This is a genomic window from Caulobacter sp. 17J80-11, from assembly GCF_014349105.1.
GTDB lineage: Bacteria > Pseudomonadota > Alphaproteobacteria > Caulobacterales > Caulobacteraceae > 17J80-11.
Genome location: NZ_JACSJI010000001.1, coordinates 195,421 through 220,867, shown reverse-complemented (window position 1 = coordinate 220,867; position 25,447 = coordinate 195,421). Strand labels below are relative to the sequence as shown.

The following is a 25,447-nucleotide window of genomic DNA, read 5'->3' as shown; positions in this document are numbered from 1 at the left end:
CTCACGCCTCCTGCTTTTTCAGCAGCAGCACCGAGAGGGTGAAGTAGACCAGGATGATCACCGCCAGGGACACGAGTTGCGGCCACAGCGCGTCAATGCCGAGCGCCTTGGTGAAGGTCCCCACGCTGATCGCCTGGAAGTAGGTGCTGGGGAAAATCCGCCCACCGATCGCCGCGGCGCCGCTCAGGGAGGAGACCGGCACGAACATGCCGGAGAACTGAACGGCCGGGAGAATGGTGATGATCGCCGCGGCGAAGATGGCCGCCGACTGGGTCGCGGAGAACACCGAGATCAGCTGGCCGAAGCCGGTGCTGGCCATCACGAACAGCACGCCCCCGAGCAGGAGGGTGAGGAAGCTGCCCTTGATCGGCACCTGGAACAGGAAGACTGCGAGCAATAACAAGGAGGCGAACTGGATCAGCGCCACGGCGAGATAGGGCAACTGCTTGCCGATCAGGAACTCCGCCTTGCTGGCCGGCGCCGCGTAGAAGTTGGCGATCGAGCCGAGCTCCTTCTCGCGCACCACGGCCAGGGCGGTCAGCATGCTCGGGATCAGGATCAGCAGCAGCATGATGTCGCCCGGGACCAGGGCGTAGAGGCTGAGGAACGCCTGATTGTAGAGCGCCCGGTTGTCGATGATCACCGGCTGCGCGGCCGGCGGCAGGCCCTTCTCGTCGCGCAGCACCGTCAGGTACCGCTGATGGGTCGCGTTGACGTAGTCGCGGGCCGTTTCCGCACGGAACGGGTTGGCGCCGTCGATATACGCCCCGATCGTCGGCTGGCGGCCGCGCACCAGGTCGTCCTCGAACCGGGGCGGGATTTCGATGGCGAACCGCAGCTCGCCGTTGCGCAGACGTCGGTCGAGCTCCGCGTAGCTCGTGATCGGCGGCCGCTCGTCGTAGTATTTAGAGCCGCGGAAGCCGTCGGCGTAGTCCCGGCTGGCCGTGGTCTGGTCGTAGTCCAGGACCGCATAGGTCAGGTTGTCGACGTCCAGCGTGATGCCGTAGCCGAACACGATCATCAGCAGGAGCGGCCCGAGCAGGGCGAACAACAGCCGCACCCGGTCGTGCCGCAGTTCGATCGTCTCGCGCCGGGCGAAGGCCCAGATGCGGCCGAGGCTGAAGCGGCTGGGCGCCGCGTGCGCGGCGGACTCCGCCGCGACCGCCTCGGGCGGCGGCGGCGGAACGACCGGCTCGTCGGAGGTGGTGCCCGCCCGCGGCGCCTGGGCGGCGGCGGCCTCCTCCAGATAGCCGATGAAGGCCTCCTCCAGGGTCTTGGCCCCGCGCTCCTTGACCAGCTCGGCCGGCGGGCCCTGCGCCAGCACCTTGCCCGCGTGCATCATCGACATGCGGTCGCAGCGCTCGGCCTCGTTCATGAAGTGGGTGGACAGGAAGATGGTCACGCCTTTCTCGCGCGACAGGCGGATCAGCAGCTCCCAGAAGCCGTCGCGAGCCACCGGATCGACGCCGGACGTCGGCTCGTCGAGGATCAGCACTTCCGGCTCGTGCAGCACCGCCACCGCCAGCGACAGGCGCTGGCGGATGCCCAGCGGCAAGGCCTCGGCCAGGGTGTCGGCCTCCGCCTCCAGGCCGAAGTCCTTGATCAGTTCCTCGACCCGGGCCTTGCCCTTGTCCTCGGGCAGGTCGAACAGCCGGGCGTGCAGCATCAGGTTCTGGCGCACGGTCAGCTCGGTGTAGAGCGAGAAGGCCTGGGACATGAAGCCGACCCGCCGGCGCGCCTCGACGTCGCCGCCCTTCACCGGCTCGCCGAACAGCAGGGCCTCGCCCTCGGTCGGCGGCAGCAGGCCGGTCAGCATCTTCATGGTCGTGGTCTTGCCGCAGCCGTTCGAGCCGAGGAATCCGAAGATCTCGCCGCGCTCTATGCGGAAGTTCACGTGGTCGACGGCGGTGAAGGCGCCGAACTTCTGGGTCAGGCCGTGCGACTCGATGGCCGGCGGCCCTTCGGAGGGCACGTAGGGGGTGATCACCGGCTCGCGATGGCCCGCGCGCGCCTCCTCCGGCAGCATGCGGATGAAGGCCTTCTCCAGGGTGTCCACGCCGTTCTTCTCGCGCAGTTCCTGCGGCGTGCCGGTGTCGAGCACCTTGCCGGCGTTCATCGCCACCAGCCAGTCGAAGCGCTCGGCCTCGTCCATGTAGGCGGTGGCGACCAGCACGCTCATTTCCGGGCGGCGCTCGCGGATGCGGTCGATCAGGTCCCAGAACTGCCGCCGCGCCAGCGGATCGACCCCGGTGGTCGGCTCGTCGAGGATCAGCAGGTCCGGGTCGTGGATCAGCGAGCAGCACAGCCCCAGCTTCTGCTTCATGCCGCCCGACAGCTTGCCGGCCGGGCGATTGCGGAACTGGGTCAGGTCGGTCGAGCGGAACAGGTCGTCGATCCGCCAGGCCCGCTCCTCGGCCGACTGGCCGAACAGCCGGCCGAAGAAGTCGGCGTTCTCGGTGATCGACAGGGTCGGATAGAGGTTCTTGCCCAGCCCCTGCGGCAGGTAGGCGATGCGCGAGGCGACGCTATTGCGGAACTTGGCGTCGTCGATGTTTCCGCCGAGGACCTCGACCTCGCCCTCCTGCATGCGGCGCACGCCGGCCAGGATGCCGAGCAGGGTCGACTTGCCGACCCCGTCCGGGCCGATCATGCCGATCATCTTGCGCGCCGGGACGTCGAGGGTGACCCCGTCCAGCGCGATCGCCTTGCCGTATCGGTGGGAGACGCCGCGGATGCGTGCGACCCACGGGTCGTCGCCAGCGTCCGTCACTTCTCACCCTTCCCCTGACCGCTCGTTCCTTGGACGCCGACGAGGTTCTTCGGCGGATTGGGGTTGGGCTGCAGGTTCGCGGGCCACTGGACCTGGGGGTCGTAGCGCACGTAGCCCATGCCTGGGATGCCGGCCTTGATCAGCGGCTCGTAGTTCTTCAGCCGCTCGCGCGGGATCTGCAGCTTCACCCGGAAGGTGAGGGCGTGCCGCTCCTCCTGCGTCTCCACCGTCTTGGGGGTGAACTGGGCCGAGGGCGAGACGAAGGAGACGTAGGCCGGGATCGGGTACTGCGGCGCGGCGTCGAGCACGATGCGCGACTCCGCCCCCACCGCGACCTTGCCGGTGACCCGCTCAGGCAGGAAGACGTACATGTAGACGTCGGTGAGATCGACCAGGGACAGCACGCGCCCGCCCTGCCCCAGCACTTCGCCGGGCTCGGCCAGGCGGCTGTCGATCCGTCCGTGGATCGGCGCGATCAGCACGGCGTCCTTGATCTCGGCCCGCAGCCGGTCGGCGGTCGCCCTGGCCGCCTCGATCGAGGCCCCCGCTTGCGTCGCCTGAGTCTTCGCCCCGGTCAGCTCGGCCTTGCTGGCCAGCATGTGGGCGTTGTCGATCTCGGCTTCCTGTTCGCTGACCGCGCCGCGCGGGACCAGGTCGCGCGAGCGGGCGTACTGCTTGGCGGCGTAGTTGTAGTCGGCCGACTTCACGTCGATGTTGGCCAGCGCGACGTTGCGGCCCTCCTGCGCCTCGACGATCTGGGCCTCGGCTTCGCGCAGTTGCGCCTCCAGCGCCTCGGTGTCCATGCGCGCGACCACCTGGCCGGGCTCGACCGTGTCGCCCTCGTTGACCAGCACCTCCTTGATCCGTCCGGGGTACTTGGTGGCGATGAAGACCTGCTTCGCCTCCAGCCGGCCGTTGCCGCCGGACAAACCCTCCGGCAGGCCGGGCTTGCGCAGGACCAGCCAGGCGACGACCGCGCCCACCACGGCGACGGCGGCCACAAGGATGAGGATCGTCTTCTTGGACATGTCGACGCCTTCCGAACGCCGGCCGTCGAGACCTCCCGCGACGCCTCATCAAAATCCTGGTGAAGCTAGTGGCCGCGCAAGCTCCCGACGCATTCCTCAAACCGAAGAACCGGGCTCGAAAGAACTTGCGTTTCTACCTGCGCGTTCCTGAATTCGACCTCAGCGAAAACACCTAAGAGCGCTGCTTTTTCTGAACCAAAGCCACGCCCGAGCGTTTCCATAAGGTTCGTAAGCGTTTGTCGCGGAGTAGGACGGTGCGGGTCGACGTCGTCAGGGCCCCGACGGGCTGGCGGATCAACGTGAACGGTCGCCCGGTCACTCTCTGCGACGACAAGGCCAAGGCGGTCGAAAAGGCCGCCCGGATCGCCACCGTGCTGCGCGCCTGCGACATGAGCGTGGACTATTCGGTCCGGGACTGAAGCGCTTCCGGGGCGGACACCCCGACCCTTAAGTCGGGTGAAATCCGCAAAAGCGCCCTGTGTGCATTTCATCCAAAAGGTGCGCGCCCGTCTCGGGACGGACGCGCGCCGAACCTACGGCTGCAGCTTGCTGTCCCCGTACAGGTAGTCGCCGCCGTCGCGACGACCGGCGCTCTAGCCGTTTCCGCTGGCCAGCACGCTCTCTCAATTAGGGAGCATGCGTGGCATGATCCTGATCTCGTAAGTGGCGGAGGCTGTCTACCAACGGTGGTAAGTCATGGATGTGGCGTACGTTTCCGCGCTGGCCGCGCTGGGCGGATCGATCATCGGCGGCCTGACGTCGGGCTTCACGAGCTGGATGAATCTGCGATCGCAGGCCCGGGCTGCACGCCTCGCCCATGACCTCGCGGGCCTCGAGGACCTCTTCAGAGACTTCATAGTCGCCGCTTCAGGGGCTTATGGCGACGCCACCCAAAGCGACCAGCCGAAAATCCAGGACATGGTCGGCCTCTACGGAATGATCAGCAGAATGCGCATCCGGTGCACGCCGCGAACGATCGATTCCGCAGAGAAGGTCATGGAAACGATCATCGGCGCCTACTTCTCGCCGAACAAGTCGATCCCCGATTTGCAGGCCCTGATGAAAAGCGAAAGGGGCGTCGACCCGCTGAAGGAGTTCGCCGAGGCTGCGCGCGAAGAGCTCGGAGCGTTTTCGCAGTCTGGCTGATTTCCGCGGGTGTTGCGGCGGGTGCCTATGGCGCGCCTGCACCGGCGGTCGTCAATGAGATCACGGCCGAGCGGCTGCTGGACGCCACCGACTCCGTGATGTTGGCGAAGGCGCGGGGCGTCTACAAAGGTCGCCGGAAGGCCGTCGACCCGATCGCCATCGCCGACCTGCACGCCCAAGGCATCGGCCCACCCAGATCGCGGCCCGTCTGAACGTGTCCAGGATGGCCGTCTGTCGAGAACTACGCCTCCAGCTCGATGTCCCAATAGAGGTAGTCCAGCCAGCTTTCGTGCAGGTAGTGCGGCGGGAAGCGCCGGCCGAGGTCCTGCAGTTCGTACATGCTGGGCCGGTGGGGCCGCGAGGCGGGGTGCATGTCGGCTTCGCGCGGCGTGCGCCCGCCCTTGCGCAGATTGCAGGGGGCGCAGGCGGCGACGATGTTTTCCCAGGTCGTGCGCCCGCCGCGCGAGCGCGGCATGACGTGGTCGAAGGTCAGTTCCGCGCCCGAGCCGCAGTACTGGCAGGCGAAGGAGTCGCGCAGGAACAGGTTGAAGCGGGTGAAGGCCGGCGACCGGTCCTGGTCGACGTAGGCTTTCAGCGAGACCACGCTGGGCAACAGGAATTCGGTCGAGGGCGAGCGGACCACCTTGTCGTAGGTGGAGACGACGTCGACGCGATCCTGGAAGACCGCCTTCACCACCTCCTGCCAGGGCCATAGCGACAGGGGGTAATAGGACAGCGGCCGATAATCGGCGTTCAGCACGAGGGCCGGCCAGCCCGACGGCGGGTTCCTCAGAACCTGCATCGGTGGGCCCTCCGCGGCGATGGACGCCGCCTGGGTGAGTTCAATGCGACCGGACTGAAGACACGCCTCCTTCCTCGCTAGAACGCCCGGGTGGACTTCGAAGTCACCCGACAGTTCCCCGTATACGCGATTCTGGACGACGGTCCTATGACAGGGGCGACACGACTTGGCCGGCCGAGTCTTCCCGAGGGAGTTCGCCGCGTTTGACGCCGCCGTACCACCGCCACAGCAGGTGCGCGGCCACCGAACGATGCGGGCGCCAGAGTTCGGCGCGGGCGGCGGCCTCGCGCTCGGACGGGCGTCGCTCGGCCGCGTCCGCCCAGCGCATGGCCTCCTGCAGGGCGATGTCCCCGCCCGGAAAGATGTCGGCGCGGCCCTCGCAGAACATAAGGTAGATCTCCGCGGTCCAGCGGCCGATCCCCTTCACCGCGGTCAGGCGCGCGATCGCCTCGGCGTCGGGCAGGTCGCGCAAGGCCGCGAAGTCGAGCGCGCCCGTCGCGCAGGCCTCGGCGATGGCGTGGGCGTAGCGGGCCTTGGGCAGGGACAGGCCGAGCGCGCGCAGGTCCTCGATCTGGCGCGCCAGCACTGGCGCGGGGGCGATCTCGCCGAGGCCCGCCTCCACCCGCCGCCAGATGGCGGCGGCCGAGGCCGTGGAGACCTGCTGCTCGACCAGCATCCGCAGCAGGCCCGCGAAGCCGCCCTCGCGCGTGCGCCACTCGAAGGCCGGCGTCACCGCGTGCGCGTGGGCCAGGGCCGGGTCCAGTTCGACCAGGGCGGCGCGGGCGGCGAAAAGGTCCTCGGCGGAGGGGACGACGATCATGAAACCGGGTGTAATCAGAGGCCATGAGCTTCGTCACCCGTTTCGCGCCCTCCCCCACCGGGTTTCTGCACAGGGGCCACGCCTTTTCCGCCCTGTCGGCGCAGGCGGCCGCGCGCGCGGAGGGCGGGCGCTTCCTGCTGCGGGTCGAGGACATCGACCTGACCCGCTGCCGACCGGAGTACGAGCAGGGCGTCTACGACGACCTGGCCTGGCTGGGGCTGGAGTGGGAGGAGCCGGTCCGGCGGCAGTCGGCCCATTTCGACGAGTATCGCGGGGCGCTGGATCAGCTGATCGCGCGCGGCCTGGTCTATCGCTGCTTCAAGACCCGGCGCGAGATCCTGGACGAGATCGCCCGCGCTCCGCACGGTCCCGGCGAGGGCCCGGAAGGCGCGATCTACCGCGGCCAGCCGCTGTCCCCGGCCGACGAGGCCGCCCTGCTGGCCGAAGGACGTCCCTACGCCTGGCGGCTGTCGCTGGACCGCGCGCAAGAGACGGTCGGCGGCTGGGAGGCCCTGACCTTCACGGAGGCCGGCGAGGGCCCGCTGGGCGAGACCGGAGTGATCCAGGCCCGCCCCGAGACCGCCGGAGACGTGGTGCTGGCCCGCAAGGACGTCGGCGTCGCCTATCACCTCGCCGCGGTGTTCGACGACGCCCTGCAGGGGGTCAGCCACGTGGTGCGCGGCCAGGACCTGTTCGAGGCGACCCACATCCAGCGCCTCCTGCAGGCCCTGCTGGACCTGCCCACGCCGCGCTACCGCCACCACCCGCTGCTGACCGACGCGCAGGGGCGGCGCTTCGCCAAGCGCGACCGGGCCGAGTCCCTGCGGGAGCTGCGGGCCCGCGGCGTCTCGCCGCGCGAACTGCGCGCCGAACTCGGCTTCGACTGAGCTTTCACTCGCCTGCGTTTCGGCTCACAAGGGCCGCCATGGTCAAGTCTGAACGCGGCGCCGCCGTCCTCGCCCTCGTCCTCGGCGCCGCCGCCATCGGTTTCGCCCCGATCCTGGTCCGCCTGACCGAGACCGGCCCCGCCGCCGCGGGCTTCTGGCGGCTGTTCCTGGCCGTGCCGCTGCTGGCGGTCATGACCTTCTCGAAGCGCGAGCCGGAGGGCGGCGCCACGCCATGGAAGCTGTGCCTTCTGGCCGGCGTGCTGTTCGCCGGCGACCTAGCCTGCTGGCACTACGGCGTGGTCCTGACCTCGGTGACCAACGCCACGGTCCTGACCAACCTGATGCCGGTGGTGGTCACCGTCGCCGCCTGGCTGATGTTCAAGGAGAAGCCGGCGCGGCTGTTCGTGGTCGCGCTCGGCCTGGCCCTGGCCGGCGCCTGGATGATGGCCGCCGCCAAGGGCGCGGGCGGCCACGGGACCAACCCGACGCTCGGCAACCTGCTCTCGGTCGTGACCGCGGCCTGGTACGGGGCCTACTTCCTGGTGGTGCGCGCCGCGCGGATGAGCGCCTCGGCCTCGCGGGTGATGTTCTGGTCGACCCTGGCCGGCACGCCGGTGCTGCTGGCGGTCAGCCTCGTGATGGGCGAGCAGGTGACCCCGCTGGGCCTCGCCGGCTGGGCGGCGTGCGCGGGCCTGGCCGTGGTGCACGTCACCGGCCAGGGCGCGATCGCCTGGGCGCTGGGCCGCCTGCCGGCCGCGACGGCCTCGGTGGTGGTGTTCGTCCAGCCGGTGGTGGCGGCGATCCTGGGCTGGATCATCTTCGCCGAGCGGATCGTGCCGATGCAGGCGCTGGGCGGCCTGTTGGCCCTGTCGGGCGTGGTGCTGGCCCAATGGTCCAGCGCGCGGTCGAGCGCTCAGGCCAGCGCTCAGGCCCTCGCCCAAACGAAAACGGGCGCGGAAGCCTGAGCCTCCGCGCCCGCGGGTTCGTTCTGATCCGGAAAAATCAGAGCGGCTGCAGGTTGACCGCAGCGGTCTTGCCGCGCTCGTTCTGCAGCTCGTAGGCCAGACGCTGGCCTTCATCGAGGCCCTGCAGGCCCGCGCGCTGGACCGCCGTGACGTGCACGAACACGTCCGCGCCGCCGTCTTCCGGCTGAATGAAGCCGTAACCCTTGGTGGCGTTGAACCACTTCACCGTGCCGTTAGCCATCGAAGCTCTCCTAAACGAGCCGTTTCCAGGAGGGTCAGGCGAGCCCGACCCAGTCACAATCCGTTCCGGAAGCAGTCAGTTCAGGAGACGAGCTTTCGCCCGTGCACCAACGTCGTGGGCAGCCTAGATCTCGGATCGCCCTAAATCTCTGCCCGCCGACCGGCCATCGGTCAACAGAATTAGAGGTTTATGGCCCGGCAACCACGCTGGACCTCAGGCCCGGGCGAACCGGTCGATCAACTTCAGCAGCAATGCCTGGGTCGCCTTCTCGCCCTTCGCGCGATCGTTGGAGACGGTCACGAAGGCCAGGCCGCGCGCCGGCGCGACCATGGCCACGGCCATCCAGCGGTTGTTCGAGCCGCTGTGGGTCAGCACCGGCCCGTTCGCCCACTGGCGGCGCTCCAGCGTGCCCCAGCCGAGCGCATAGGCGTTGGGCTGGCCGCCCCAGGGCGTGGTCAGGGTCGCCACCGACGACGGTTGCAGAAGCTCGCCGCCGTCGGTCAGGAACACCCGCAGGAACCTGGCGTAGTCCTCCAGCGACATGTGCACCGTGCCGGCCGGGCCCATGGCCGCGGGATTGTCGGCGCCCAGCTGCATGGGATCGACGGCCACGCCGTTCAGATGGCCCCACGGCTGGTCGCCGTCAGGCGCGCCGAAGCCGGCCCCTTCGATTCCGAGCGGCGAGAACAGCTCGGTGCGGATCGCGCTCTCCCAGTCGAGGCCGGAGACCCGCTCGATCGCCGCCCCGGCCAGGACGTAGTCGGCGTTGGCGTATTCGTAGGTTCCCGACGCGAGCCCCGGCTTGGCGCCCAGCGCCTTGGCCACGAAGGCGCGACGCTGGTCCGGCAGCGGGCGGGGGTCGGTCTGGGCGGCGATCAGCCAGGCGGTGTCGATCAGCCCCTTGTCGCTGAGGCCGGCGCGGTGGGCCATGAACTGCTGGATGGTCGCCCCGCTCCAGGCGGGATCGGTCTTCAGCTTGGGAAACAGCTCGGCGACGCCCGCGCCCCACTTGGCGCGGCCTTGCTCGGCCAGCCGCGCATACAGCGCCGCGGTCATGGCCTTGGTGTTGGAGCCCAGGTGCCACTGGTCCTCGACCGTCACCTTGTCGGTGCCGCCGGCCCGGCGCACGCCCCCAGCGCCCAGCCAGGCGAAGCCGTCGCGGGTGACCACCGCCCCGGCCAGGGCCGGCGCGCCGGTCTCGGCCAGGATCGGCGCGATCAGCTCGTCCGCGGCGGCGTCCGCCTCCTGGGCGCGGGCCGCGGCGGGCAGAAAGCCGGCGCCGAGCGCTGCGGCGACAAAGGCGCGACGGTCCATGCGAAGCCCTCTGGTCATTGCTAGCGCCGAGCTTAAGCTCGACGGGGGGCGTTCACCAGCAAAGTCGGGGTTAAATCACGGTCATGAAGGTCGTTCGCAACGTCGCGCTCATCGCGGGCGCGAGCCTGCTGACGCTGGCCGCCGTGGTGGCCGTGCGCACCGTGACCTGGAAACCCGAGGCGGGCGCCGCAAAGCCCGCCGCTTTGGCCGCCGCCACCCCGGTCGACGCCGCGCGCGCGGCGGCCCATCTCGGCGAAGCCATCCGCTTCCAGACCGTGTCCAACCAGGACGCCGCCGCCAACCGTTGGGAAGAGTGGGACAAGCTGCACGCCTGGATGCAGGCGACCTATCCCGCCGCCCACGCCGCCATGACCCGCGAGCTGGTCGACGGCCGCACCCTGATCTACGCCTGGCCGGGCTCGGACCCGAAGCTGCCGCCGATCGTGCTGATGGCCCATCAGGACGTGGTGCCGGTGACGCCCGGGACCGAGAAGGACTGGGTGCGCCCGCCGTTCGGCGGCGCGATCGCCGAGGGCTACGTCTGGGGCCGCGGCGCCTTCGACGACAAGGGCTCGCTGGTGGCGCTGATGGAGGCGGCCGACGCCCTGGCCGGGCGCGGCTTCAGGCCCCGGCGCACGGTCTACTTCGTGTTCGGCCATGACGAGGAGGCGCTGGGCTCGGGCGCCGCCACCGCCGCCAAATGGTTCGCCGACCGCAAGATCCGTCCCGAGTTCGTGCTGGACGAGGGCGGCGTGGCGGTGACCACGAACGCGCTGACCGGGAAGCCGGTGGCGGTCATGTCCACGGCCGAGAAGGGCTACGCCACCCTGCGGGTGACGGCGACGGCCGAGGGCGGCCACTCGTCCGCGCCGCCGAAGGAGACCGCGGTCGTCACCTTGGCCCGCGCGGTCGACAGGATCGCCGGCGATCCCTTCCCGCTCCAGTTCGAAGGCCCGGGCGCGCAGACCGTGCGCGGCATGGCCGCGGGCGGCGGCTGGCCGATGCGGATGCTGGTGGCGAACGACTGGCTGTTCGGGCCGCTGCTGGCCGGGAAGATGGGCGAGACGCCGCAACTGGCGGCCATGCTGCACACCACCCTCGCGCCGACCATGCTGGAGGGCGCGCCGAAGGAGAACGTGCTGCCCCAGCGCGCCAGCGCCCTGATCAACTACCGCCTGCACCCGCGCGACAGGGCCGCGGACGTCATGGCCCGCGCGCGCCGGGCGGTGCGCGGCCTGCCGGTCGAACTGAGCTGGGAAGCCGCCCCGGTCGAGGCCTCGCCGGTGTCGTCCTCCTCGGACGCGACCTGGTCCACCCTGGCGGCCCTGGCCACCGAGGCGACCGGCGCGCCGACCGTGCCCGGCATCGTCATCGGGGCCACCGACTCCCGCTGGTTCGGGCCCGTGGCCGAGCGGGTCTACCGCTTCGCGCCCTTCCTGGTGCCGTTCGACGAACTCTCCCGCTTCCACGGCACTAACGAACGCGTGTCGGTCGAGAACCTGGATCGGGCCGCGGAGTTCTACACCCGTGTCATCGCCACGACGGCTGGCTGACGCTTGCCGCCAGGAAACGAATAGGGTGTCCTCCATTTGCGCCGTGCCTGGGGGACGGCGCGCGGAGTAGCCCATGGCCGACCCGGCGATTCAGCGCCTGTATCTCAAGTCCGTCCTGTCCCTGCCGCCGCCGGTGTTGCGCGCCCTGTCGGGGGGCGGGGTGATCTGGCGCGGCGGCCGCACGCTGGATCCCCGTTTCCAGTTCCTGTGGAAGGCCTGGCGCAAGCCGCGCGGCATCGCCTCGGTGACGCCGGAGGAAGCGCGGACCACCTGGGCCGAAATGGTCGAGACCGCCGCCCCGCGCGCGCCGACCACGGTCCGGGTCGAGACGGTGATGATCGACGGTCCGGCCTCGACCCTGACGGCGCGGCTCTACCGCCCCTCGACGCTGGATCCGGCCGCGCCGGTGCTGGTGTTCTTCCACGACGGCGCCGGCGTGGTCGGCGACCTCGACACCAGCCACGCCCTGTGCGCGCGGCTGGCCGAGTGCGGCCAGTGCCTGGTGCTGGCGCCCGCCTACCGCCTGGCCCCGGAGCACCGCTTCCCGGCCGGCTTCGACGACGCCTTCGCGGCCTACGCGTGGGCGCTGGAGAACGCCGAGCGGCTGGGCGGCCCGCCAGGCTTGGCCGCGGTCGGCGGCCAGTCGATCGGCGCCGGCTTCGCCGCCGGCATCTGCGCGGCGCTGAAGGCCGAGCGGCAGCCCCAGCCGGTCCTGCAGCTGCTGATCTGCCCGCTGGTCGACATCGCCGACGAAAGTCAGTCGATGCAGACCTACGCCGACGCCTGGCCGCTGTCGGCGCAGGCGTTGAAGTGGGTGCTGGGCTGGTATCTGAGCGCCGACGCCGACCCGAACGACCCGCGCCTGTCGCCCCTGCGCGCCGACGTCGCCGGCTTCGCCCCGGCCCTGATCGTCACCGCCGGCTTCGATCCGCTGGCCGACCAGGGCGAATCCTACGCCCGCAAGCTGAAATCCAAGGGCGTGCCGGTGATCTACCGCTGCTACGACGGCCTGCCTCACGCCTTCCCGGAGTTCGCCGGCCTGGTGCCGTGCGCCGAGGTGGCCTGCACCGAAATCGCGGGCTTCCTGCGCGAAGGCCTGGAGGGCCGCCTGGTGCGCGCCGCCGCCCTGCCCGATCACCAGGACTCCATGAGCCTGGTGATCTGACAGGAAAGCGGTCAGGCCGCCCCGACCGCCTCGGGCAGGGTGGTGAAGCCGTCCGCCCGCAGGCGCAGGGTCAGGTCGCGCTTGATCGCCTGCACCAGGCCCGGGCCTTCGTAGACCAGGGCCGAATACAGCTGCACGGCCGAGGCGCCGGCGCGCAGCTTGGCGTAGGCGTCCGCGCCCGACGCGATGCCGCCCGCGCCGATCAGGGCCAGCCGGCCGCCGTGGGCCTGATGGAACAGCCGCAGGATGCGGGTGGAGGCCTCGAACAGGGGCGCGCCGGACAGGCCGCCGACCTCGCCCTTCTGGGCGGAACGCAGGGTCTCGGGCCGGGCGATCGTGGTGTTGGAGACGATGATCCCGTCCAGACCGTGCGCGACGCAGGCCTCGACGATGTCGCCGACCTCTGCGTCCACCAGATCCGGCGCGACCTTCAGGAACAGCGGATAGTCCGTCCCGTCCGCCGCCAGGGCGGTCCGCGCCTCGGCCAGACGGCCCAGGAGCTCGTCCAGGGCGGCGCGGGTCTGCAGCGAGCGCAGGCCCGGCGTGTTCGGCGAGGAGATGTTTGCGGTGAAGTAGTCCGACAGGCCCCACAGCCGGCTCAGGCCGGTGACGTAGTCGCCGATGCGGTCTTCGGAATCCTTGTTGGCGCCGATATTGGCCCCGACCACGCCGCGCACGCGCTCGCGCCGCGCCAGCCGGTGGGCGAAGGGCTCCAGACCCTCGTTGTTGAAGCCCATGCGGTTGATCACCGCCCGGTCCTCGGTCAGGCGGAACAGGCGCGGCTTCGGGTTGCCGGCCTGGGCCAGCGGCGTGACCGTGCCGCACTCGACGAAGCCGAAGCCCGCCGCCAGCATGGCGTCCGCAACCTCGGCGTTCTTGTCGAAGCCGGCCGCCAGGCCGACGCAGTTGGGCAGACGCAGGCCGGCGAGCTCGACCGCCAGGGACGGATCGTCCGGACCGTCCTGGCGGGGGCCGAGGCCGAGCTTCAGGCCGGTGATCGCCAGCTTGTGGGCTTCTTCCGGGTCGAAGCGGCGCAGCAGGCCGGTGGCCAGTCCGTGCAGGTCGGCGCTCATTCCTCGCCTCCCCCGCCGTGGTCCTTGGCCAGGTAGAGGCCGTCGTAAGCGGCCCGTCCGGCGGCGTCGACCGTGAACACCGCGGCCGTGGCGGTCGGGAATTTCGAGCGCAGCTTCTCGATCGTCGACGGCGCGGCGCCGCCTTCGACCAGCAGTTCGACCGCCAGGGAATGGATGCCGGGGTTGTGGCCGACCAGCACGACGGTGGCGGCCTGATCCTCGACCTCCTCGACGGCGGCGCGCAGGGCCTGCGTGCCGGCGTTGTAGAGGCGGCTCTCCAGGCGCAGCGCCACGCCGTCGAAGGCGCGGGCGGCTTCGGTCCAGGTCTGCCGGGTGCGCTGGGCGTCGGAAACCAGGGCGAGGTCGGGCTTCACGCCCGCGTCGGCCAGCACCTGGCCCATCAGGCGGGCGTCCTCACGCCCGCGCTCGGTGAGCGAGCGGTCGTGGTCGTCGCCGCTGGGCGCCGTGCGCTCGGCCTTGGCGTGTCGAAACAGAATAAGGCGGTCCATGCGGCCGGAAACTAGAGCCTTCCCGCCGCGAATGGAAACCTTCGAAGCAGCTCGCCGCCCTAGGCCTGATCGGACCTGCGATCCAGGCGCTTGCGCCGCGTCATGCCGGCCGGCACGGGGGTGGGCGCGGGCGCCAGGACGCCGGGGATCGGCGCGACCAGGCGGGCGCGGGCGCGCTTGGGCTTCACCGCGAAGGTGCGCTTCACCGCCTCCAGCAGGATCACCCCGGCCACGCCCGGCCAGACCTTGGAGCCGACCTGCTCGAAGCCCTCGGCCCAACCGGTGAAAAGGCGGAACGGGGGAACGTACAGCGCCTGGTTCCAGGCCACCGGCTCCAGGTCGGCCTCGCGCACCAGCTCCTCAAGCTGGCGGCGGGTGAAGGGACGGCCGGCTCCGAAGGGGGTGCGTTCGGCCCGCGACCACAGCCCGCCGCGCGCCGCGGCGGCCACGATCATCCGGCCCGAGGGGGCCATCACCCGGCCGACCTCGCCCAGCAGGGCGGCGGGCTCGTCGGTCTCCTCCAGGCCGTGCACGATCAGAACGCGGTCGAACAGGGCGTTGGCGAACGGCAAGGCGGCCTCGTCCACCAGGGCGGCGCGATTGCGGCCCTGGGCGGGCCAGCTCTCCACCCCTTGCGCGGCCGGCATGGCGGCGACGGTGCGGCGCGCGGCGGGAAAGCGGTCGAGGAAGGGCGTGGCGTAGCCCAGGCCCAGCACGTCGAGGCCCGAGGCCGGGCCCCACGCCTCGGCGAGCTTGCGCCCGATCGCGTCACGCACGACCGCGCCCAGGGGCTGGGCGTAGAATTCGCGCAGGTCCAGCACGTCGCGACGCATGACTTATCCCTCGCGCTCTCTTGCACATATAAGGCAGGCCGGGCTCCGGCCGAAGGAGGGTTTGCGTCCATGGCGCTCGAGATCCGGCAATTCCCCTGCCTGCAGGACAATTACGGCTTCCTGATCCGCGACGCCGCCAGCGGAAAGGTCGCGTGCGTCGACACGCCCGACGCCGAGGCGATCCTGCGCGAGCTGGAGGCCAGCGGCTGGGGCCGGCTGGACCTGATCCTCAACACCCACTGGCACCCGGACCACGCCGGCGGCAACGCGCGCCTGAAGGAAGCCACCGGTTGCGAGATCGTCGGCCCCGAGGAAGTGACCCGCATCGCCCCGCTGGATCGGAAGGTCGGCGACGGCGACACGGTCTGGCTTGGCGAGACGCGGCTGGAGGTCGTCGCGACGCCGGGCCACACCTTGGGCCACATCGTCTATTTCAGCCCCGAGAATTCGGTCGCCTTCGTCGGCGACACCGTCTTCGCCATGGGCTGCGGGCGGCTGTTCGAGGGGACGGCCGAGCAGATGTGGGAGAGCCTGAACCGGCTGGCCGGCCTGGCCGACGACGTGCGACTGTATTGCGCCCACGAATACACCGCCGCCAACGCCCGCTTCGCCCTGGCCGTCGACGACGCGCCGGCGGTGCGCGCGCGGGCGGAGGCGGTGTTCGCCGCGCGCGAACGCGGCGAGCCGACCGTGCCGACCACGGTGGGCCAGGAAAAGGCGACCAATCCCTTCCTGCGGGCGCGCGACGCGCACGACTTCGCCGAGCGGCGGGCCGCGAAGGACGCGTTCAAGGGTTGAGAGTGAGGGCCGGCGTCAGAGCCTTTCCGTTTCGAATGGATTCGAAACGGGTAAGAAGGCTCTGGATTGCTAGATCTTGAGCGCGATCGCCGCCGAAAGCGGCGTCCACTTTCGGCTATCGCGCTCTACCCGGCGGAGGCGACCGCGTGGACGATGCGCAGGGACGACGGGCGCCCCGCCACGCCGTCCTTGGGGGCGACCACGATTCGCAGCAGGCCGTCGTCGAGACGCACGTCGGGGCGGCGGCCGACGGTGATGCGCACGCCCTTGATCTCGTCGACCAGGCGGCGCCCGCTGTTGGAAGCGGCCAGGCGAGTGATGGCTTCGGCCGCCAGGTTGGCCGCGTCGGCGACCACGAACTCGGCCCCGGCGGGGACGTCGGAGGCGCGGAACGGCACCAGCCGCTTGGCCGCCTTGCTGGCCCGCCCGCTGGCCCGCGCCAGGTGCTGGACCAGGGCCTGGGGCGTCATGGCCGGCACCACGAAGGCCGGGGCCTCGCCGGCCACGGCCACCGGCACCCCGGTCGGCGCGTCGCGGGTGAACAGGGTCAGGCCGCCCAGCCGCGTGGCGCGCAGCACCGGCTGGCCGATGTCGTTCTTGAAGATGGTGTCGCCGCGCGGGGCCGGCGCCGCCTGCAGGGCCCAGATCTCGCCGGACCGGTCGTACTTCAGCAGGGCGCGCCGCTGGGTGCGGTCGAGGATGAAGGTCGCCCCGGTTTCCGCCGTGTAGCGGGCCACCACCGGATCATGCCGATGCTCGCGCCCGTCTTCCGACTTCGAACCGAACAGGGCTTCGCGCAGCGTGTCGGGTCCCGCCGCGCACGGCGTGGCTAGGCACGCACATGCGGCGGCGAGGAGCAAGGCCGATACCGCCGGCTGGACCCGAACGCGAAGAGACATGTCTCGGCAGATGTACTGCGACCGGGGCGGATTTTGGGCGAGCGGTTCCAGCTCAGCCGACCATGTACTGGCCGCCGTTGAGCGACAACGTCGCACCCGTGACGTAGCCGGCGCGTTCTCCGGCCAGGAACGAGACCATGTCGGCGATCTCGTCGCCGCGGCCGAGGCGTCCGACCGGGATCTGGCCGATGATCTGATCGAGCACGTTCTGTGGCACGGAAGCCACCATTTCGGTGTCGATATAGCCCGGCGCGATGCAGTTGACCGTGATGCCCTTCTTGGCGTTCTCGAGCGCCAGGGCCTTGGTGAAGCCGATCATGCCGGCCTTGGCGGCCGAATAGTTGGTCTGGCCGACCTGGCCCTTCTGGCCGTTGATCGAGGAGATGTTGACGATGCGGCCGTAGCCGCGCTCGCGCATGCCCTCGATCACCTGGCGCGTCATATTGAACACGCTGTCCATATTGACGCGGATGACCTCGTACCACTGCTGCGGGGTCATCTTGTGGAAGAAGCCGTCGCGCGTGATGCCGGCGTTGTTGACCAGCACGTCGACCGGGCCCAGCTCGGCCTCGACCGACGCGACGGCGCGGGCGCAGTCGTCGAACTGGCCGACATTGCCCTTCACCACCATCACGCCCAGCTCGCGAGCGCAGGCCTGGGCCGCCTCCTCGTTGCCGGAGTAGCCCGCCGCCACCTTGAAGCCGTCCGCCTTCAGCCGTTCACAAATAGCCCGACCGATCCCGCGCGTACCGCCGGTGACCATCGCCACGCGTTGCATGCCGTCCCCTTTGATTCCGTCCCGTCGCCGAACTCTTACGGTTTCGGTCTTCTGGCGACCTTCACGCGACCGGCTGCATCTTTAGTGGCGTGGACGGAGGCGTCAAACCCGCTCGACGCACATGGCGACGCCCATGCCGCCGCCGACGCAGAGGGTGGCCAAACCCTTGGCCGCGCCAGATCGTTGCATTTCAAACAGTAGCGTCGTGAGGATGCGCGCGCCTGAGGCGCCGATGGGGTGACCGATGGCGATCGCGCCCCCGTTCACATTCACCTTGGCCGGGTCGAGGCCCAGCTCGCGAACGACGCACAGCGACTGGGCCGCGAAGGCCTCGTTCGACTCGATCAGGTCGACGTCGCCCAGCGACCAGCCGGCCTTCTCCAGCGCCTTGCGCGAGGCCGGGATCGGGCCGGTGCCCATGATCTCCGGATCCACGCCGGCGTTAGCCCACGACGCGATGCGGGCCAGCGGCTTGATCCCGCGGCGGGCGGCCTCGTCGGCGGTCATCAGCACCAGGGCCGCGGCCCCGTCGTTCAGCCCGGAGGCGTTGGCCGCGGTGACCGAGCCCTCCTTGTTGAAGGCCGGCTTCAGGCCCTGCATGGCCTCGAAGGTCGCGCCCTCGCGGATGTACTCGTCCTGCTCGACCACGACGTCGCCCTTGCGGCCCTTCACCGTCACCGGCGCGATCTCGTCCTTGAACTTGCCGGCGGCGCGGGCGGCCTCGGCCTTGTTCTGGGAGGCCACGGCGAAGCGGTCCTGGTCCTCGCGGGTGATCTGCCAGCGGGCGGCGATGTTCTCGGCGGTCTGGCCCATGTGATAGCCGTGGAAGGCGTCCCACAGGCCGTCGCGCAGCATGGTGTCGACCAGCTGCAGGTCGCCCATCTTCTGGCCGCCGCGCAGCTGCTGGGCGTGAGGCGCCTGGCTCATAGATTCCTGGCCGCCGGCGACCACCACCTTGGCGTCGCCGGCCGCGATCTGCTGCAGGCCCAGCGCCACGGCGCGCAGGCCCGAACCGCACAGCTGGTTGAGGCTCCAGGCCGGGCTCTCGACCGGAATGCCCGCGGCGATCGAGGCCTGGCGGGCCGGCCCCTGGCCGGCGCCGGCCTGCAGCACCTGGCCCAGGATCACCTCGTCGACCTCCTTGGCGTCGACGCCGGCGCGCTGCAGCGCAGCGCGGATGGCGACGGCGCCCAGCGCGCTGCCCGACAGGCTGGACAGCGACCCCAGGAACGAGCCCACCGGCGTGCGGGCGGCGGAAGCGATGACGACGTCGACCATGGGAACGTTCCTCGAATTATTCGCGGCGTCGCGAGACGGACACCTTTCGCAACTGCGAAAAATGCCGCAACGCGAAGCGTTCGTCACTCAACTTTCGACGACACCCGCGGGTCCACTGTGGCCGCGATCCCGCACGAACTCCGGAATTGTTCCCGGTGCGGAGGAACGCGTCGTCATCCGGGAACAGGCCTGCCGCTGACGCTTTATTCCACTCATCGCGTTCAGGATTTCCCTCATGAGGCACAGGATTTCTGTTCCCGATTTCGCCCGCCTGCTGGCCGCCGACGCCAGCGAATTGGTCGAGCATTACGCGAACGAGGCCGAGAAGCTGGCCGACGGCTGGGTGCACGGAATCGGTCTCGCAGCCGCAGCAGTCGGTGGGCTGGTGCTGTTCGGCCTGTCGCTGGTGCGCGGCGACATCGGCCTGGTGATCGCCACCGCCGTCTACGCCGTCTGCCTCATCGCCATGCTGGCCTTCTCGGCGCTCTACAACCTGACCCGGCCCTCGCCGGCACGGCGGGTTTTGCGCCGGCTCGACGAGGCGGCCATCTTCCTGATGATCGCCGGCTCCTACACGCCCTTCACCGCCGTGCGGTTCGAGGGCGGTTGGGAGGCCGGCATGATCGCCGCCGTCTGGGGCGTGGCGCTGAGCGGCGTGGCCGCCAAGCTGCTGGCGCCGGGCGTGCCGGACAAAATCTGGTGCGCGCTCTATCTGGGTTTCGGCTGGCTGGCGGGCGCGGCGCTTTATCCGACCCTGGCCCACGTGCCCGTGCGGGCCCTGCTGCTGCTAGCCGCCGGCGGCGCGCTCTACACCCTGGGCGTGGTGTTTTTCCTCAGCCCCGCCCTGCCCTTCCGCCGCGCGATCTGGCACGGCTTCGTGGTGACGGCGGCGGCCCTGCACTTTGCAGCGGTGGCCACCGGCGTGGTGCTGGCGTAGCCTCGGTCCTTCGAGGATAATGCCGCAACGCAGCGCAACGGGGGAACGCAGCTTGTCCGATCCCAAGGCCGCCGACGCCCGTCCTTCGGGCGAACGCGTCGTCATCAAGAAGTACGCGAACCGCCGGCTCTACAACACGGCCTCCAGCTCCTACGTGACGCTGGACCATCTGGCCGACATGGTGCGCGAGGGCGTCGACTTCGTCGTCTACGACGCCAAGACCAACGAGGACATCACCCGCTCGGTGCTGACCCAGATCATCTTCGAAGAAGAGAGCCGCGACGGGCAGAGCCTGCTGCCGATCGAGTTCCTGCGCCAGCTGATCCGCTTCTACGGGGACAGCATGCAGTCGCTGGTCCCGACCTACCTGGAAATGTCGCTGGACGCCTTCACCCGCCAGCAGGAGCAATTCCGCGGCCAGTTCTCCAAGGCTTTCGGCGCCGCGCCGGGCATGGGGTTCTTCGACGACCAGGTGCGTCAGAACCTGGCCATGTTCGACCGGGCGATGAAGATGTTCACGCCCTTCGCCTACCCGGACAAGAAGCCGGAGCCGGAGGCCAAGCCGGCCCCCGCCCCGGAGCGCCGGACCGAAGACCTCGACGAGATGAAGCGCCAGCTCGACGAGATGCGTCGCCAGATCGAGAAGCTCGCCTCCGGCCGATGACCGACCCGATCGATCCGATCCGGCGTGCTAGGCGCGCCCGCGCCGCCCGCCACGTCGCAGATCGGGACGTCGAGCCGGTCGAGCGGCCGGCCGAGACCGGCGGCCTGCCGGTGCCGGCCGGACCGGTGCGGGTGCACGCGCCCGACCCGGCTCCGGGCGGCGGCGACGCCGCCTTCGCGGCCCAGCTGATGGGCCAGGGCGGCCAGAAGCGCGGGCTGAAGGGAGGCAAGGAGGTCCTCGACCAGGCCAGAACGACCTACCTCGGGACGGAATATTCCGGCGCCGCCGACCGGCGTGCGCCGAAGGGCCGGGTCACCAAGACCGAGGTCTGAGCCCTTAACCACGATGCGGCCGGTCGCGCGATACGGCGACATTCGCCGACGCGCACTCAATCCAAAAAATTTCAGAGAGTTAGCCAGCCCAGCGTCGCGCGCCGGCCGATCCCGCGCGTCCGCCCCGCCCTACCGGAAACGAGTGGCGCCGCCCTTGCATTAAGAACTGGGAAACCATGTTCTAAAAGGGAACTGCGCCATGGCCATGCTGACCACCGCCGTCGTCCGCTCGCTGGACGTGTGCCTCGTCGCCCTGCTGTTCGTGGCCTTCAGCTGACCTGAGGCCCTCACTCGCCCGCGAAGTCGAAGTCCTTGCGGGCGGTGATGATGGTCACGATGAAGCCGGCCAGCACGTCGAGCAGGACCATCATCGAGATCAGGAAGAAGGTCGAGGTCGCGAAGCTCTTCAGCAGCAGGAACTCGACCAGGCAAACGATGAACAGGATCATCGACAGCGAGTGATTGACGATGGCCACCTTCTGGCTGGAGGTGGACTTCAGCAGCTCGAAGAACAGCAGGACCAGCGACAGCAGCACCAGGATGTCGCCTGCGCCCACCTGCCAGGAGCCGCCCGAGGCCATCGGGATGCTGAACAGGCCGTGCCGCAGCCGCTCGTCGGCCGCCAAGCTGTTCACCCCGCCCGCCATCTGCAGCAAGGCGAAGATGTTGTAGAGCACCACCGGGATGAGCAGCAGCGGAAACGCGATCAGCATCGGCGGGCACTCCCCTCGGCGTCCTTAACGCCCAAGGTTAATACCGCCGTTCCGCTAAAAGCGCCACCTCTCCCCCCCGAAGGGAAATCCTAGAGCACCGTCTTGGCCACGATGGAGGCGGCGGTGAAGGCCAGGAACACCGCGAAGGCCCGCCGCAGGGTCATGCGGTCCAGCCGGTGGGCCAGCTTGGCGCCGTAGGGCGCGACCGCGGTGGTCAGCACGCCCATGACGATCGCGGCCGGCACGTTGACATAGCCCAGCGACAGGGGCGGGCGGCCCGGCGCCTCCCAGCCGAAGGCGATGAAGCCCAGCGTGGCCGGAACGCCGATGGCCAGGCCGAAGCCCGAGGCGGTGGCGATGGCCTGGTGGATCGAACGGCCGCTCAAGGTCATCAGCATGCCGCCCAGCGCGCCGCCCCCGACCCCCATCATGGCCGACAGCAGGCCGATGCCGGTCCCCAGCACGCGGCGCAGCCAGCCGACCGGCAGGTCCGGCGCCAGCCGCCAGCTCTCCTTCCCCAGGCCCATCTGGGCGGCGACCAGCATGACGCAGATCCCGTAGATCACGCCCAGCGCCTCGTCCGACGCCATGCCCGCCAGCGCCGCGCCGACCGCGCCGCCCAGGCCCACCCAGGGCGTCCAGGCCCGCAGCACGGCCTCGTCGACCGCGCCGTGGATGCGGTGTGCGCCGAGTGAGCGGATGGAGGTGGCGATGATCACCGCCAGCGAGGTGCCGACCGCGGTGTGCAGATTGCCTTCGCCGCCCAGGTGCAGGACGCTGAAGGCGTAGAACAGCGCGGGCACGATCACGGTGCCGCCGCCGACCCCGAACAGGCCCGCGATCAGGCCGGCCAGCACGCCGGCGCCGACCGTCGCGGCGATCAGAAGGGCCAAGGCGCCCACGTCCATGCTCACGCTCCCGAAGCCCAGGTGCGCGTGCCTACAGGGTCAGAAGCGCCAGGTCATCTCGGCTGCGACCACCGGATAATATCGCAGCGGCTCCAGATCGCTCTGAATCTCCGCCGCCTCGTCGTCGAGGCGCGTCTGGAAACGGGGACTGAGGGAGAAGGTCCCGCCGACCGACTCGAGGTCGACGGACGGCGTTTCACCCACTGCCACCCCCGCGGCCAGCCGCAGCCCCAGTCGCGGGTGGGCGCGGAAAGTGCTGTCCAGGCCGACCTCCAGAAGCGGCACGGTGCCGCCGAAATCGACCTCGCCCTTGAGCCGCCCCACCTGCTCCGGAGTGAAGGTGCGCCCCCCGATCTTGACCGGACCGGCCGGACGCCCGTCGTATTCGACCACGCGATCGCCGAGCACCACCCCAGCGCCGACGAAGAGGGCGTTCTTCCAGGGGTGGTACTGCACCTCGCCGGTGAACCAGGTGGTGTCGACCTGGCTTGAGTAGTCGACGCTTCGGATCTTCACGTCGTCGTCGAAGTAGAGGTGGTCGACCGCACCCCGGAGAATGAACCGATCGCTCGCCTTGAACTCGACGGACAGGCCGACGCCGTCCGAACCGTAGCCGGCCCCGACCGCCAGCCGCTCCTGCGCCGCCGACGCCGACGCCGCGCCGAGCGCCGCGACTGCGGCGCACGCGGAAATGATGAACTTCATGGCCCCCCCGAAGCGGCGACGTTAGCACGCCGCCGCCCACGAAGAGCAACGGTATTCAGAGTGAATTCGGGAGCTGCCCGTCCTTCCCGCGCGCCTCAGAATTTCAGGCGGAAGCCGGCGTGCACGGCCGTGCCGGGGGCCAGCGCCGAAACGTCCGAGCGCGTGCGCTCGCCGGCCTCGACCGCCTCGATTCGCCGGCGCGTGCCGGCTTCCGCCGGGTCCGGCCGGGCCTCCATCTCCGGAGCGCTTCCATTGACGGGGGCGGCCGCGCGGGAGGTGCGGGCGAACACGGCGGCGAGAAGCGCTTGATCGGAACGCGGGGCGGGTGCGGCCGCCGAAGCGGTCGAGCCGGCGGCGACCACGGCCAGCACAGCTGTGCCGGCGAGAGCGATGCGAAACGACATGGGTCGACAAAGACCGTTGATCGGCGCCCGGCTCAAGCCACCGAAAGGTCGCGCGTCGGCATGTCCGCGACGGCCGCCAGCGCCCGGTCCAGCACCTCGAGGCCCGCGCCCGGGCGGATCGACTCCACCGTCAGTATGCGTCGCCAGGCCCGCGCGCCGGGCCGGCCGTGCATCAGGCCCAGCATGTGGCGGGTGATGCCGGCCAGGTGCTGGCCCTCAGCCAGGCGGGCGGCGATGTGGGGCCGGTAGGCCTCCACCGCCTGGAACGGATCGACGTCCGCGCCCGCCCCAAACATCCGCCGGTCGGCTTCGCCCAGCAGGGCCGGCTCGTGATAGGCGGCGCGGCCCAGCATGACGCCGTCGACATGGGCCAGGTGCGCCTCGGCCTCGTCCAGATTGGCGACGCCGCCGTTGATCACCACGGTCAGGTCCGGACGCTCGCGCTTCAGCCGATAGACCAGCGGATAGTCCAGCGGCGGGACGTCGCGGTTCTCCTTGGGGCTCAGCCCCTTCAGCCAGGCCTTGCGGGCGTGGACCACGAACACGCGCACGCCGGCGGCGGCCGACAGGTCGACCAGTCGGAACAGGCTCTCCTCAGGGTCCTGGTCGTCCACGCCGATGCGGCATTTGACGGTGGCCGGGATCTTCACCGCGGCCGCCATGGCGGCCATGCATTCGGCCACCAGCTCCGGCTCTCGCATCAGGCAGGCGCCGAAGCGGCCCGACTGCACCCGGTCGGACGGACAACCGACGTTGAGATTCACCTCGTCATAGCCGAGGTCCTCGGCGATCTTCGCCGCCTCGGCCAGCTCCTTCGGGTCTGAGCCGCCCAGCTGCAGGGCGACCGGGTGCTCGACCGCCGAGAAGCCCAGCAGCCGCTCGCGGTCGCCGTGCAGCACCGCGCCGGTCGTGACCATCTCGGTGTAGAGCAGCGCCTGGCTCGACAGGACGCGGTGGAACGCCCGGCAATTGCGGTCGGTCCAGTCCATCATCGGGGCGACGGAAAAGCGGCGGTCGAGCGGGTCGGTCATCGGCCGACATCTAGGCCGGTCAGGCCCTTGACGGAACCCCGCCCGCGTTTCGCCGCAGCCGCTTAGTACGCCTCGAAGGCGTCGACCCCGAGCAGGTCGAAGATGCGCGCGGCGCTCTTGGCCGAGCGCACCTTGGCGAGCATCGGCTCGGGCGCCTCCTCGCCCTCGTCGTCGAGCGCGTAAATATCGGGGAACACCGCGGCGCACGCGCGCTCCCGCAGATCGGCGAGCGAGACGGGCGTGAGCTCCTCGAGTTCATGCTCAATCCGCGACTGAGGCGTGAGTTGCATGTCGTTCTTGAGCGTCCGCGGGCCGCAGGACGTCAAAGCGCCCAGGTCCGACGAAGCGCACGAATGCAAGGCGCCTCTCGAGTGGCGCCGCACAGGGGGCGCCGCCGGCGGCCGCTGAAACCCGTCGGGCCCTCCTCGGGTTGGAGCGATTCCAACCCGAGGAGGCGTCCGAGATGCAGGTGCGTGAGATCATGACCCGCGGGGCCGAGCTGATCGATCCCGACATGCCGCTGCGCGAGGTGGCCAAGCGCATGCGCGTGGAGAACCTGGGCGCCCTGCCGATCGGCGAGAACGACCGGCTGATCGGGATGATCACCGACCGCGACATCGTCGTGCGCGGCGTGGCGGACGGAAAGGTCGACGGCACGGTGGCCCGCGAGGTGATGTCGGAGAAGGTCTACTACTGCTTCGAAGAGGACGACCTGGACGACGCCGCCGACGTGATGGCCGAGCACCAGGTGCGCCGCCTGCCCGTGCTGGACGAGGGCAAGCGGCTGGTCGGCATGGTCTCGCTGGCCGACCTCGGCCTCAGCGGCTCGTCGACGGCCGCGAGGCGCGCGCTGCAGGGCGTGAGCGAGCCGAGCGACACCGACCGGCGCTGAGC

The 25,447-nt window shown here is 70.2% G+C and carries 29 protein-coding genes; 11 read left to right on the top strand and 18 right to left on the bottom strand.

Features of this window, described 5'->3' with window-relative positions; genetic code table 11:
* Window position 1: 1 nt before the first annotated feature.
* Together rbbA and H8B08_RS01165 are read right to left on the bottom strand one after the other, a co-directional pair.
* A complete protein-coding gene (rbbA, locus tag H8B08_RS01170) occupies window positions 2-2,770 on the bottom strand; it encodes a ribosome-associated ATPase/putative transporter RbbA (protein WP_187448389.1) in 2,769 nt (922 codons plus the stop codon).
* The gene (locus H8B08_RS01165) at window positions 2,767-3,798 is read right to left on the bottom strand and encodes an HlyD family secretion protein (protein WP_187448388.1); all 1,032 of its coding nucleotides are present in this window, start codon (window positions 3,796-3,798) and stop codon (window positions 2,767-2,769) included. The genes rbbA and H8B08_RS01165 overlap by 4 nt, the downstream gene beginning before the upstream one ends.
* Before the next feature lie 254 nt (window positions 3,799-4,052).
* Between H8B08_RS01165 and H8B08_RS01160 the strand changes: the two genes are divergently transcribed.
* Together H8B08_RS01160 and H8B08_RS01155 are read left to right on the top strand one after the other, a co-directional pair.
* The gene (locus H8B08_RS01160; protein ID WP_187448387.1) at window positions 4,053-4,217 is read left to right on the top strand and encodes a hypothetical protein; all 165 of its coding nucleotides are present in this window, start codon (window positions 4,053-4,055) and stop codon (window positions 4,215-4,217) included.
* 277 nt (window positions 4,218-4,494) lie between these two features.
* Complete coding sequence (locus H8B08_RS01155; RefSeq protein WP_187448386.1) at window positions 4,495-4,944, top strand: hypothetical protein; 450 nt, start codon at window positions 4,495-4,497, stop codon at window positions 4,942-4,944.
* 241 nt (window positions 4,945-5,185) lie between these two features.
* On the opposite strand, the gene H8B08_RS01150 is transcribed toward H8B08_RS01155, so the two are convergent.
* Window positions 5,186-5,746 carry an HNH endonuclease gene (locus H8B08_RS01150; protein WP_187448385.1) on the bottom strand — a complete coding sequence of 187 codons (561 nt, stop codon included), beginning with the start codon at window positions 5,744-5,746 and terminating at the stop codon, window positions 5,186-5,188.
* A gap of 145 nt (window positions 5,747-5,891) precedes the next feature.
* Window positions 5,892-6,566, bottom strand: coding sequence for a DNA-3-methyladenine glycosylase (locus H8B08_RS01145; protein WP_187448384.1), 675 nt, complete (start codon window positions 6,564-6,566; stop codon window positions 5,892-5,894).
* 23 nt (window positions 6,567-6,589) lie between these two features.
* Between H8B08_RS01145 and gluQRS the strand changes: the two genes are divergently transcribed.
* Together gluQRS and H8B08_RS01135 are read left to right on the top strand one after the other, a co-directional pair.
* Entirely contained in the window at window positions 6,590-7,453 is an 864-nt protein-coding gene (gene gluQRS, locus H8B08_RS01140) for a tRNA glutamyl-Q(34) synthetase GluQRS (protein WP_187448383.1), read from the top strand.
* Window positions 7,454-7,491: 38 nt separating this feature from the next.
* Window positions 7,492-8,418 carry a DMT family transporter gene (locus H8B08_RS01135; RefSeq protein WP_187448382.1) on the top strand — a complete coding sequence of 309 codons (927 nt, stop codon included), beginning with the start codon at window positions 7,492-7,494 and terminating at the stop codon, window positions 8,416-8,418.
* Between the two features lie 37 nt (window positions 8,419-8,455).
* On the opposite strand, the gene H8B08_RS01130 is transcribed toward H8B08_RS01135, so the two are convergent.
* Complete coding sequence (locus H8B08_RS01130) at window positions 8,456-8,659, bottom strand: cold-shock protein (RefSeq protein WP_163259825.1); 204 nt, start codon at window positions 8,657-8,659, stop codon at window positions 8,456-8,458.
* A 213-nt stretch (window positions 8,660-8,872) separates the two neighbouring features.
* Window positions 8,873-9,973, bottom strand: coding sequence for a serine hydrolase (locus H8B08_RS01125; protein ID WP_255500607.1), 1,101 nt, complete (start codon window positions 9,971-9,973; stop codon window positions 8,873-8,875).
* An 83-nt stretch (window positions 9,974-10,056) separates the two neighbouring features.
* On the opposite strand from H8B08_RS01125, the gene H8B08_RS01120 reads away from it, so the two are divergent.
* Window positions 10,057-11,526: a M20 family peptidase gene (locus H8B08_RS01120; protein ID WP_187448380.1), complete on the top strand. Its 1,470-nt coding sequence runs from the start codon at window positions 10,057-10,059 to the stop codon at window positions 11,524-11,526.
* Window positions 11,527-11,599: 73 nt separating this feature from the next.
* On the top strand, window positions 11,600-12,691 hold the full coding sequence (locus H8B08_RS01115; protein ID WP_187448379.1) for an alpha/beta hydrolase: 1,092 nt from the start codon (window positions 11,600-11,602) through the stop codon (window positions 12,689-12,691).
* Window positions 12,692-12,702: 11 nt separating this feature from the next.
* On the opposite strand, the gene H8B08_RS01110 is transcribed toward H8B08_RS01115, so the two are convergent.
* The 3 genes from H8B08_RS01110 to H8B08_RS01100 are packed head-to-tail and all read right to left on the bottom strand — an operon-like array spanning window position 12,703 to window position 15,106.
* The gene (locus H8B08_RS01110) at window positions 12,703-13,764 is read right to left on the bottom strand and encodes a quinone-dependent dihydroorotate dehydrogenase (protein ID WP_187448378.1); all 1,062 of its coding nucleotides are present in this window, start codon (window positions 13,762-13,764) and stop codon (window positions 12,703-12,705) included.
* Window positions 13,761-14,273 carry a histidine phosphatase family protein gene (locus tag H8B08_RS01105; protein ID WP_187448377.1) on the bottom strand — a complete coding sequence of 171 codons (513 nt, stop codon included), beginning with the start codon at window positions 14,271-14,273 and terminating at the stop codon, window positions 13,761-13,763. The genes H8B08_RS01110 and H8B08_RS01105 overlap by 4 nt, the downstream gene beginning before the upstream one ends.
* 59 nt (window positions 14,274-14,332) lie before the next feature.
* Window positions 14,333-15,106, bottom strand: a complete 774-nt coding sequence (locus H8B08_RS01100) for a class I SAM-dependent methyltransferase (protein WP_187448376.1) — start codon at window positions 15,104-15,106, stop codon at window positions 14,333-14,335.
* 69 nt (window positions 15,107-15,175) lie between these two features.
* Here H8B08_RS01100 and gloB point away from each other — a divergent pair, with 69 nt between their 5' ends.
* Complete coding sequence (gloB, locus tag H8B08_RS01095; RefSeq protein WP_187448375.1) at window positions 15,176-15,904, top strand: hydroxyacylglutathione hydrolase; 729 nt, start codon at window positions 15,176-15,178, stop codon at window positions 15,902-15,904.
* A 125-nt stretch (window positions 15,905-16,029) separates the two neighbouring features.
* Here the strand turns inward: gloB and H8B08_RS01090 are convergent, their stop codons facing one another.
* The 3 genes from H8B08_RS01090 to H8B08_RS01080 form a co-directional block, all read right to left on the bottom strand.
* The gene (locus tag H8B08_RS01090) at window positions 16,030-16,803 is read right to left on the bottom strand and encodes a DUF4908 domain-containing protein (protein WP_187448374.1); all 774 of its coding nucleotides are present in this window, start codon (window positions 16,801-16,803) and stop codon (window positions 16,030-16,032) included.
* Window positions 16,804-16,855: 52 nt separating this feature from the next.
* Window positions 16,856-17,581, bottom strand: coding sequence for a beta-ketoacyl-ACP reductase (locus tag H8B08_RS01085; RefSeq protein WP_187448373.1), 726 nt, complete (start codon window positions 17,579-17,581; stop codon window positions 16,856-16,858).
* A gap of 102 nt (window positions 17,582-17,683) precedes the next feature.
* Window positions 17,684-18,859, bottom strand: coding sequence for an acetyl-CoA C-acetyltransferase (locus H8B08_RS01080; RefSeq protein ID WP_187448372.1), 1,176 nt, complete (start codon window positions 18,857-18,859; stop codon window positions 17,684-17,686).
* Between the two features lie 235 nt (window positions 18,860-19,094).
* Between H8B08_RS01080 and H8B08_RS01075 the strand changes: the two genes are divergently transcribed.
* Genes H8B08_RS01075 through H8B08_RS01065 form a run of 3 tightly spaced genes read left to right on the top strand, consistent with a single transcriptional unit; the run spans window position 19,095 to window position 20,792 of the window.
* Window positions 19,095-19,796, top strand: coding sequence for a hemolysin III family protein (locus H8B08_RS01075; RefSeq protein ID WP_187448371.1), 702 nt, complete (start codon window positions 19,095-19,097; stop codon window positions 19,794-19,796).
* A 52-nt stretch (window positions 19,797-19,848) separates the two neighbouring features.
* On the top strand, window positions 19,849-20,460 hold the full coding sequence (gene phaR / locus H8B08_RS01070; RefSeq protein ID WP_255500606.1) for a polyhydroxyalkanoate synthesis repressor PhaR: 612 nt from the start codon (window positions 19,849-19,851) through the stop codon (window positions 20,458-20,460).
* Window positions 20,457-20,792, top strand: a complete 336-nt coding sequence (locus tag H8B08_RS01065; protein WP_187448369.1) for a hypothetical protein — start codon at window positions 20,457-20,459, stop codon at window positions 20,790-20,792. The genes phaR and H8B08_RS01065 overlap by 4 nt, the downstream gene beginning before the upstream one ends.
* A gap of 287 nt (window positions 20,793-21,079) precedes the next feature.
* On the opposite strand, the gene H8B08_RS01060 is transcribed toward H8B08_RS01065, so the two are convergent.
* From H8B08_RS01060 to H8B08_RS01035, 6 genes are all read right to left on the bottom strand, one after another.
* A complete protein-coding gene (locus tag H8B08_RS01060; RefSeq protein ID WP_187448368.1) occupies window positions 21,080-21,505 on the bottom strand; it encodes a hypothetical protein in 426 nt (141 codons plus the stop codon).
* Window positions 21,506-21,594: 89 nt separating this feature from the next.
* The gene (locus H8B08_RS01055) at window positions 21,595-22,413 is read right to left on the bottom strand and encodes a sulfite exporter TauE/SafE family protein (protein ID WP_187448367.1); all 819 of its coding nucleotides are present in this window, start codon (window positions 22,411-22,413) and stop codon (window positions 21,595-21,597) included.
* 39 nt (window positions 22,414-22,452) lie between these two features.
* On the bottom strand, window positions 22,453-23,118 hold the full coding sequence (locus H8B08_RS01050; protein ID WP_187448366.1) for a hypothetical protein: 666 nt from the start codon (window positions 23,116-23,118) through the stop codon (window positions 22,453-22,455).
* 95 nt (window positions 23,119-23,213) lie between these two features.
* A complete protein-coding gene (locus H8B08_RS01045; protein ID WP_187448365.1) occupies window positions 23,214-23,522 on the bottom strand; it encodes a hypothetical protein in 309 nt (102 codons plus the stop codon).
* A gap of 32 nt (window positions 23,523-23,554) precedes the next feature.
* Window positions 23,555-24,553 carry a tRNA dihydrouridine(20/20a) synthase DusA gene (dusA, locus tag H8B08_RS01040; protein ID WP_187448364.1) on the bottom strand — a complete coding sequence of 333 codons (999 nt, stop codon included), beginning with the start codon at window positions 24,551-24,553 and terminating at the stop codon, window positions 23,555-23,557.
* Window positions 24,554-24,615: 62 nt separating this feature from the next.
* Window positions 24,616-24,843 carry a hypothetical protein gene (locus H8B08_RS01035; protein WP_187448363.1) on the bottom strand — a complete coding sequence of 76 codons (228 nt, stop codon included), beginning with the start codon at window positions 24,841-24,843 and terminating at the stop codon, window positions 24,616-24,618.
* A 173-nt stretch (window positions 24,844-25,016) separates the two neighbouring features.
* Between H8B08_RS01035 and H8B08_RS01030 the strand changes: the two genes are divergently transcribed.
* Entirely contained in the window at window positions 25,017-25,445 is a 429-nt protein-coding gene (locus tag H8B08_RS01030; RefSeq protein WP_187448362.1) for a CBS domain-containing protein, read from the top strand.
* Window positions 25,446-25,447: the final 2 nt, after the last annotated feature.

Excerpts from the sequence above, each read along its gene's own strand:
- H8B08_RS01105 (WP_187448377.1), bottom strand. The coding sequence starts at position 14,273 with ATGGACCGCCTTATTCTGTTTCGACACGCCAAGGCCGAGCGCACGGCG.
- H8B08_RS01030 (WP_187448362.1), top strand. The coding sequence starts at position 25,017 with ATGCAGGTGCGTGAGATCATGACCCGCGGGGCCGAGCTGATCGATCCC.
- H8B08_RS01135 (WP_187448382.1), top strand. The coding sequence starts at position 7,492 with ATGGTCAAGTCTGAACGCGGCGCCGCCGTCCTCGCCCTCGTCCTCGGC.
- H8B08_RS01110 (WP_187448378.1), bottom strand. The coding sequence starts at position 13,764 with ATGAGCGCCGACCTGCACGGACTGGCCACCGGCCTGCTGCGCCGCTTC.
- H8B08_RS01075 (WP_187448371.1), top strand. The coding sequence starts at position 19,095 with ATGAGGCACAGGATTTCTGTTCCCGATTTCGCCCGCCTGCTGGCCGCC.
- H8B08_RS01050 (WP_187448366.1), bottom strand. The coding sequence starts at position 23,118 with ATGAAGTTCATCATTTCCGCGTGCGCCGCAGTCGCGGCGCTCGGCGCG.
- gloB (WP_187448375.1), top strand. The coding sequence starts at position 15,176 with ATGGCGCTCGAGATCCGGCAATTCCCCTGCCTGCAGGACAATTACGGC.
- H8B08_RS01145 (WP_187448384.1), bottom strand. The coding sequence starts at position 6,566 with ATGATCGTCGTCCCCTCCGCCGAGGACCTTTTCGCCGCCCGCGCCGCC.
- H8B08_RS01085 (WP_187448373.1), bottom strand. The coding sequence starts at position 17,581 with ATGCAACGCGTGGCGATGGTCACCGGCGGTACGCGCGGGATCGGTCGG.
- H8B08_RS01115 (WP_187448379.1), top strand. The coding sequence starts at position 11,600 with ATGGCCGACCCGGCGATTCAGCGCCTGTATCTCAAGTCCGTCCTGTCC.
- H8B08_RS01165 (WP_187448388.1), bottom strand. The coding sequence starts at position 3,798 with ATGTCCAAGAAGACGATCCTCATCCTTGTGGCCGCCGTCGCCGTGGTG.
- H8B08_RS01055 (WP_187448367.1), bottom strand. The coding sequence starts at position 22,413 with ATGGACGTGGGCGCCTTGGCCCTTCTGATCGCCGCGACGGTCGGCGCC.
- H8B08_RS01060 (WP_187448368.1), bottom strand. The coding sequence starts at position 21,505 with ATGCTGATCGCGTTTCCGCTGCTGCTCATCCCGGTGGTGCTCTACAAC.
- H8B08_RS01130 (WP_163259825.1), bottom strand. The coding sequence starts at position 8,659 with ATGGCTAACGGCACGGTGAAGTGGTTCAACGCCACCAAGGGTTACGGC.
- H8B08_RS01065 (WP_187448369.1), top strand. The coding sequence starts at position 20,457 with ATGACCGACCCGATCGATCCGATCCGGCGTGCTAGGCGCGCCCGCGCC.
- H8B08_RS01045 (WP_187448365.1), bottom strand. The coding sequence starts at position 23,522 with ATGTCGTTTCGCATCGCTCTCGCCGGCACAGCTGTGCTGGCCGTGGTC.
- H8B08_RS01080 (WP_187448372.1), bottom strand. The coding sequence starts at position 18,859 with ATGGTCGACGTCGTCATCGCTTCCGCCGCCCGCACGCCGGTGGGCTCG.
- H8B08_RS01125 (WP_255500607.1), bottom strand. The coding sequence starts at position 9,973 with ATGGACCGTCGCGCCTTTGTCGCCGCAGCGCTCGGCGCCGGCTTTCTG.
- H8B08_RS01120 (WP_187448380.1), top strand. The coding sequence starts at position 10,057 with ATGAAGGTCGTTCGCAACGTCGCGCTCATCGCGGGCGCGAGCCTGCTG.
- H8B08_RS01155 (WP_187448386.1), top strand. The coding sequence starts at position 4,495 with ATGGATGTGGCGTACGTTTCCGCGCTGGCCGCGCTGGGCGGATCGATC.
- H8B08_RS01150 (WP_187448385.1), bottom strand. The coding sequence starts at position 5,746 with ATGCAGGTTCTGAGGAACCCGCCGTCGGGCTGGCCGGCCCTCGTGCTG.
- gluQRS (WP_187448383.1), top strand. The coding sequence starts at position 6,590 with ATGAGCTTCGTCACCCGTTTCGCGCCCTCCCCCACCGGGTTTCTGCAC.
- H8B08_RS01090 (WP_187448374.1), bottom strand. The coding sequence starts at position 16,803 with ATGTCTCTTCGCGTTCGGGTCCAGCCGGCGGTATCGGCCTTGCTCCTC.
- H8B08_RS01035 (WP_187448363.1), bottom strand. The coding sequence starts at position 24,843 with ATGCAACTCACGCCTCAGTCGCGGATTGAGCATGAACTCGAGGAGCTC.
- H8B08_RS01100 (WP_187448376.1), bottom strand. The coding sequence starts at position 15,106 with ATGCGTCGCGACGTGCTGGACCTGCGCGAATTCTACGCCCAGCCCCTG.
- dusA (WP_187448364.1), bottom strand. The coding sequence starts at position 24,553 with ATGACCGACCCGCTCGACCGCCGCTTTTCCGTCGCCCCGATGATGGAC.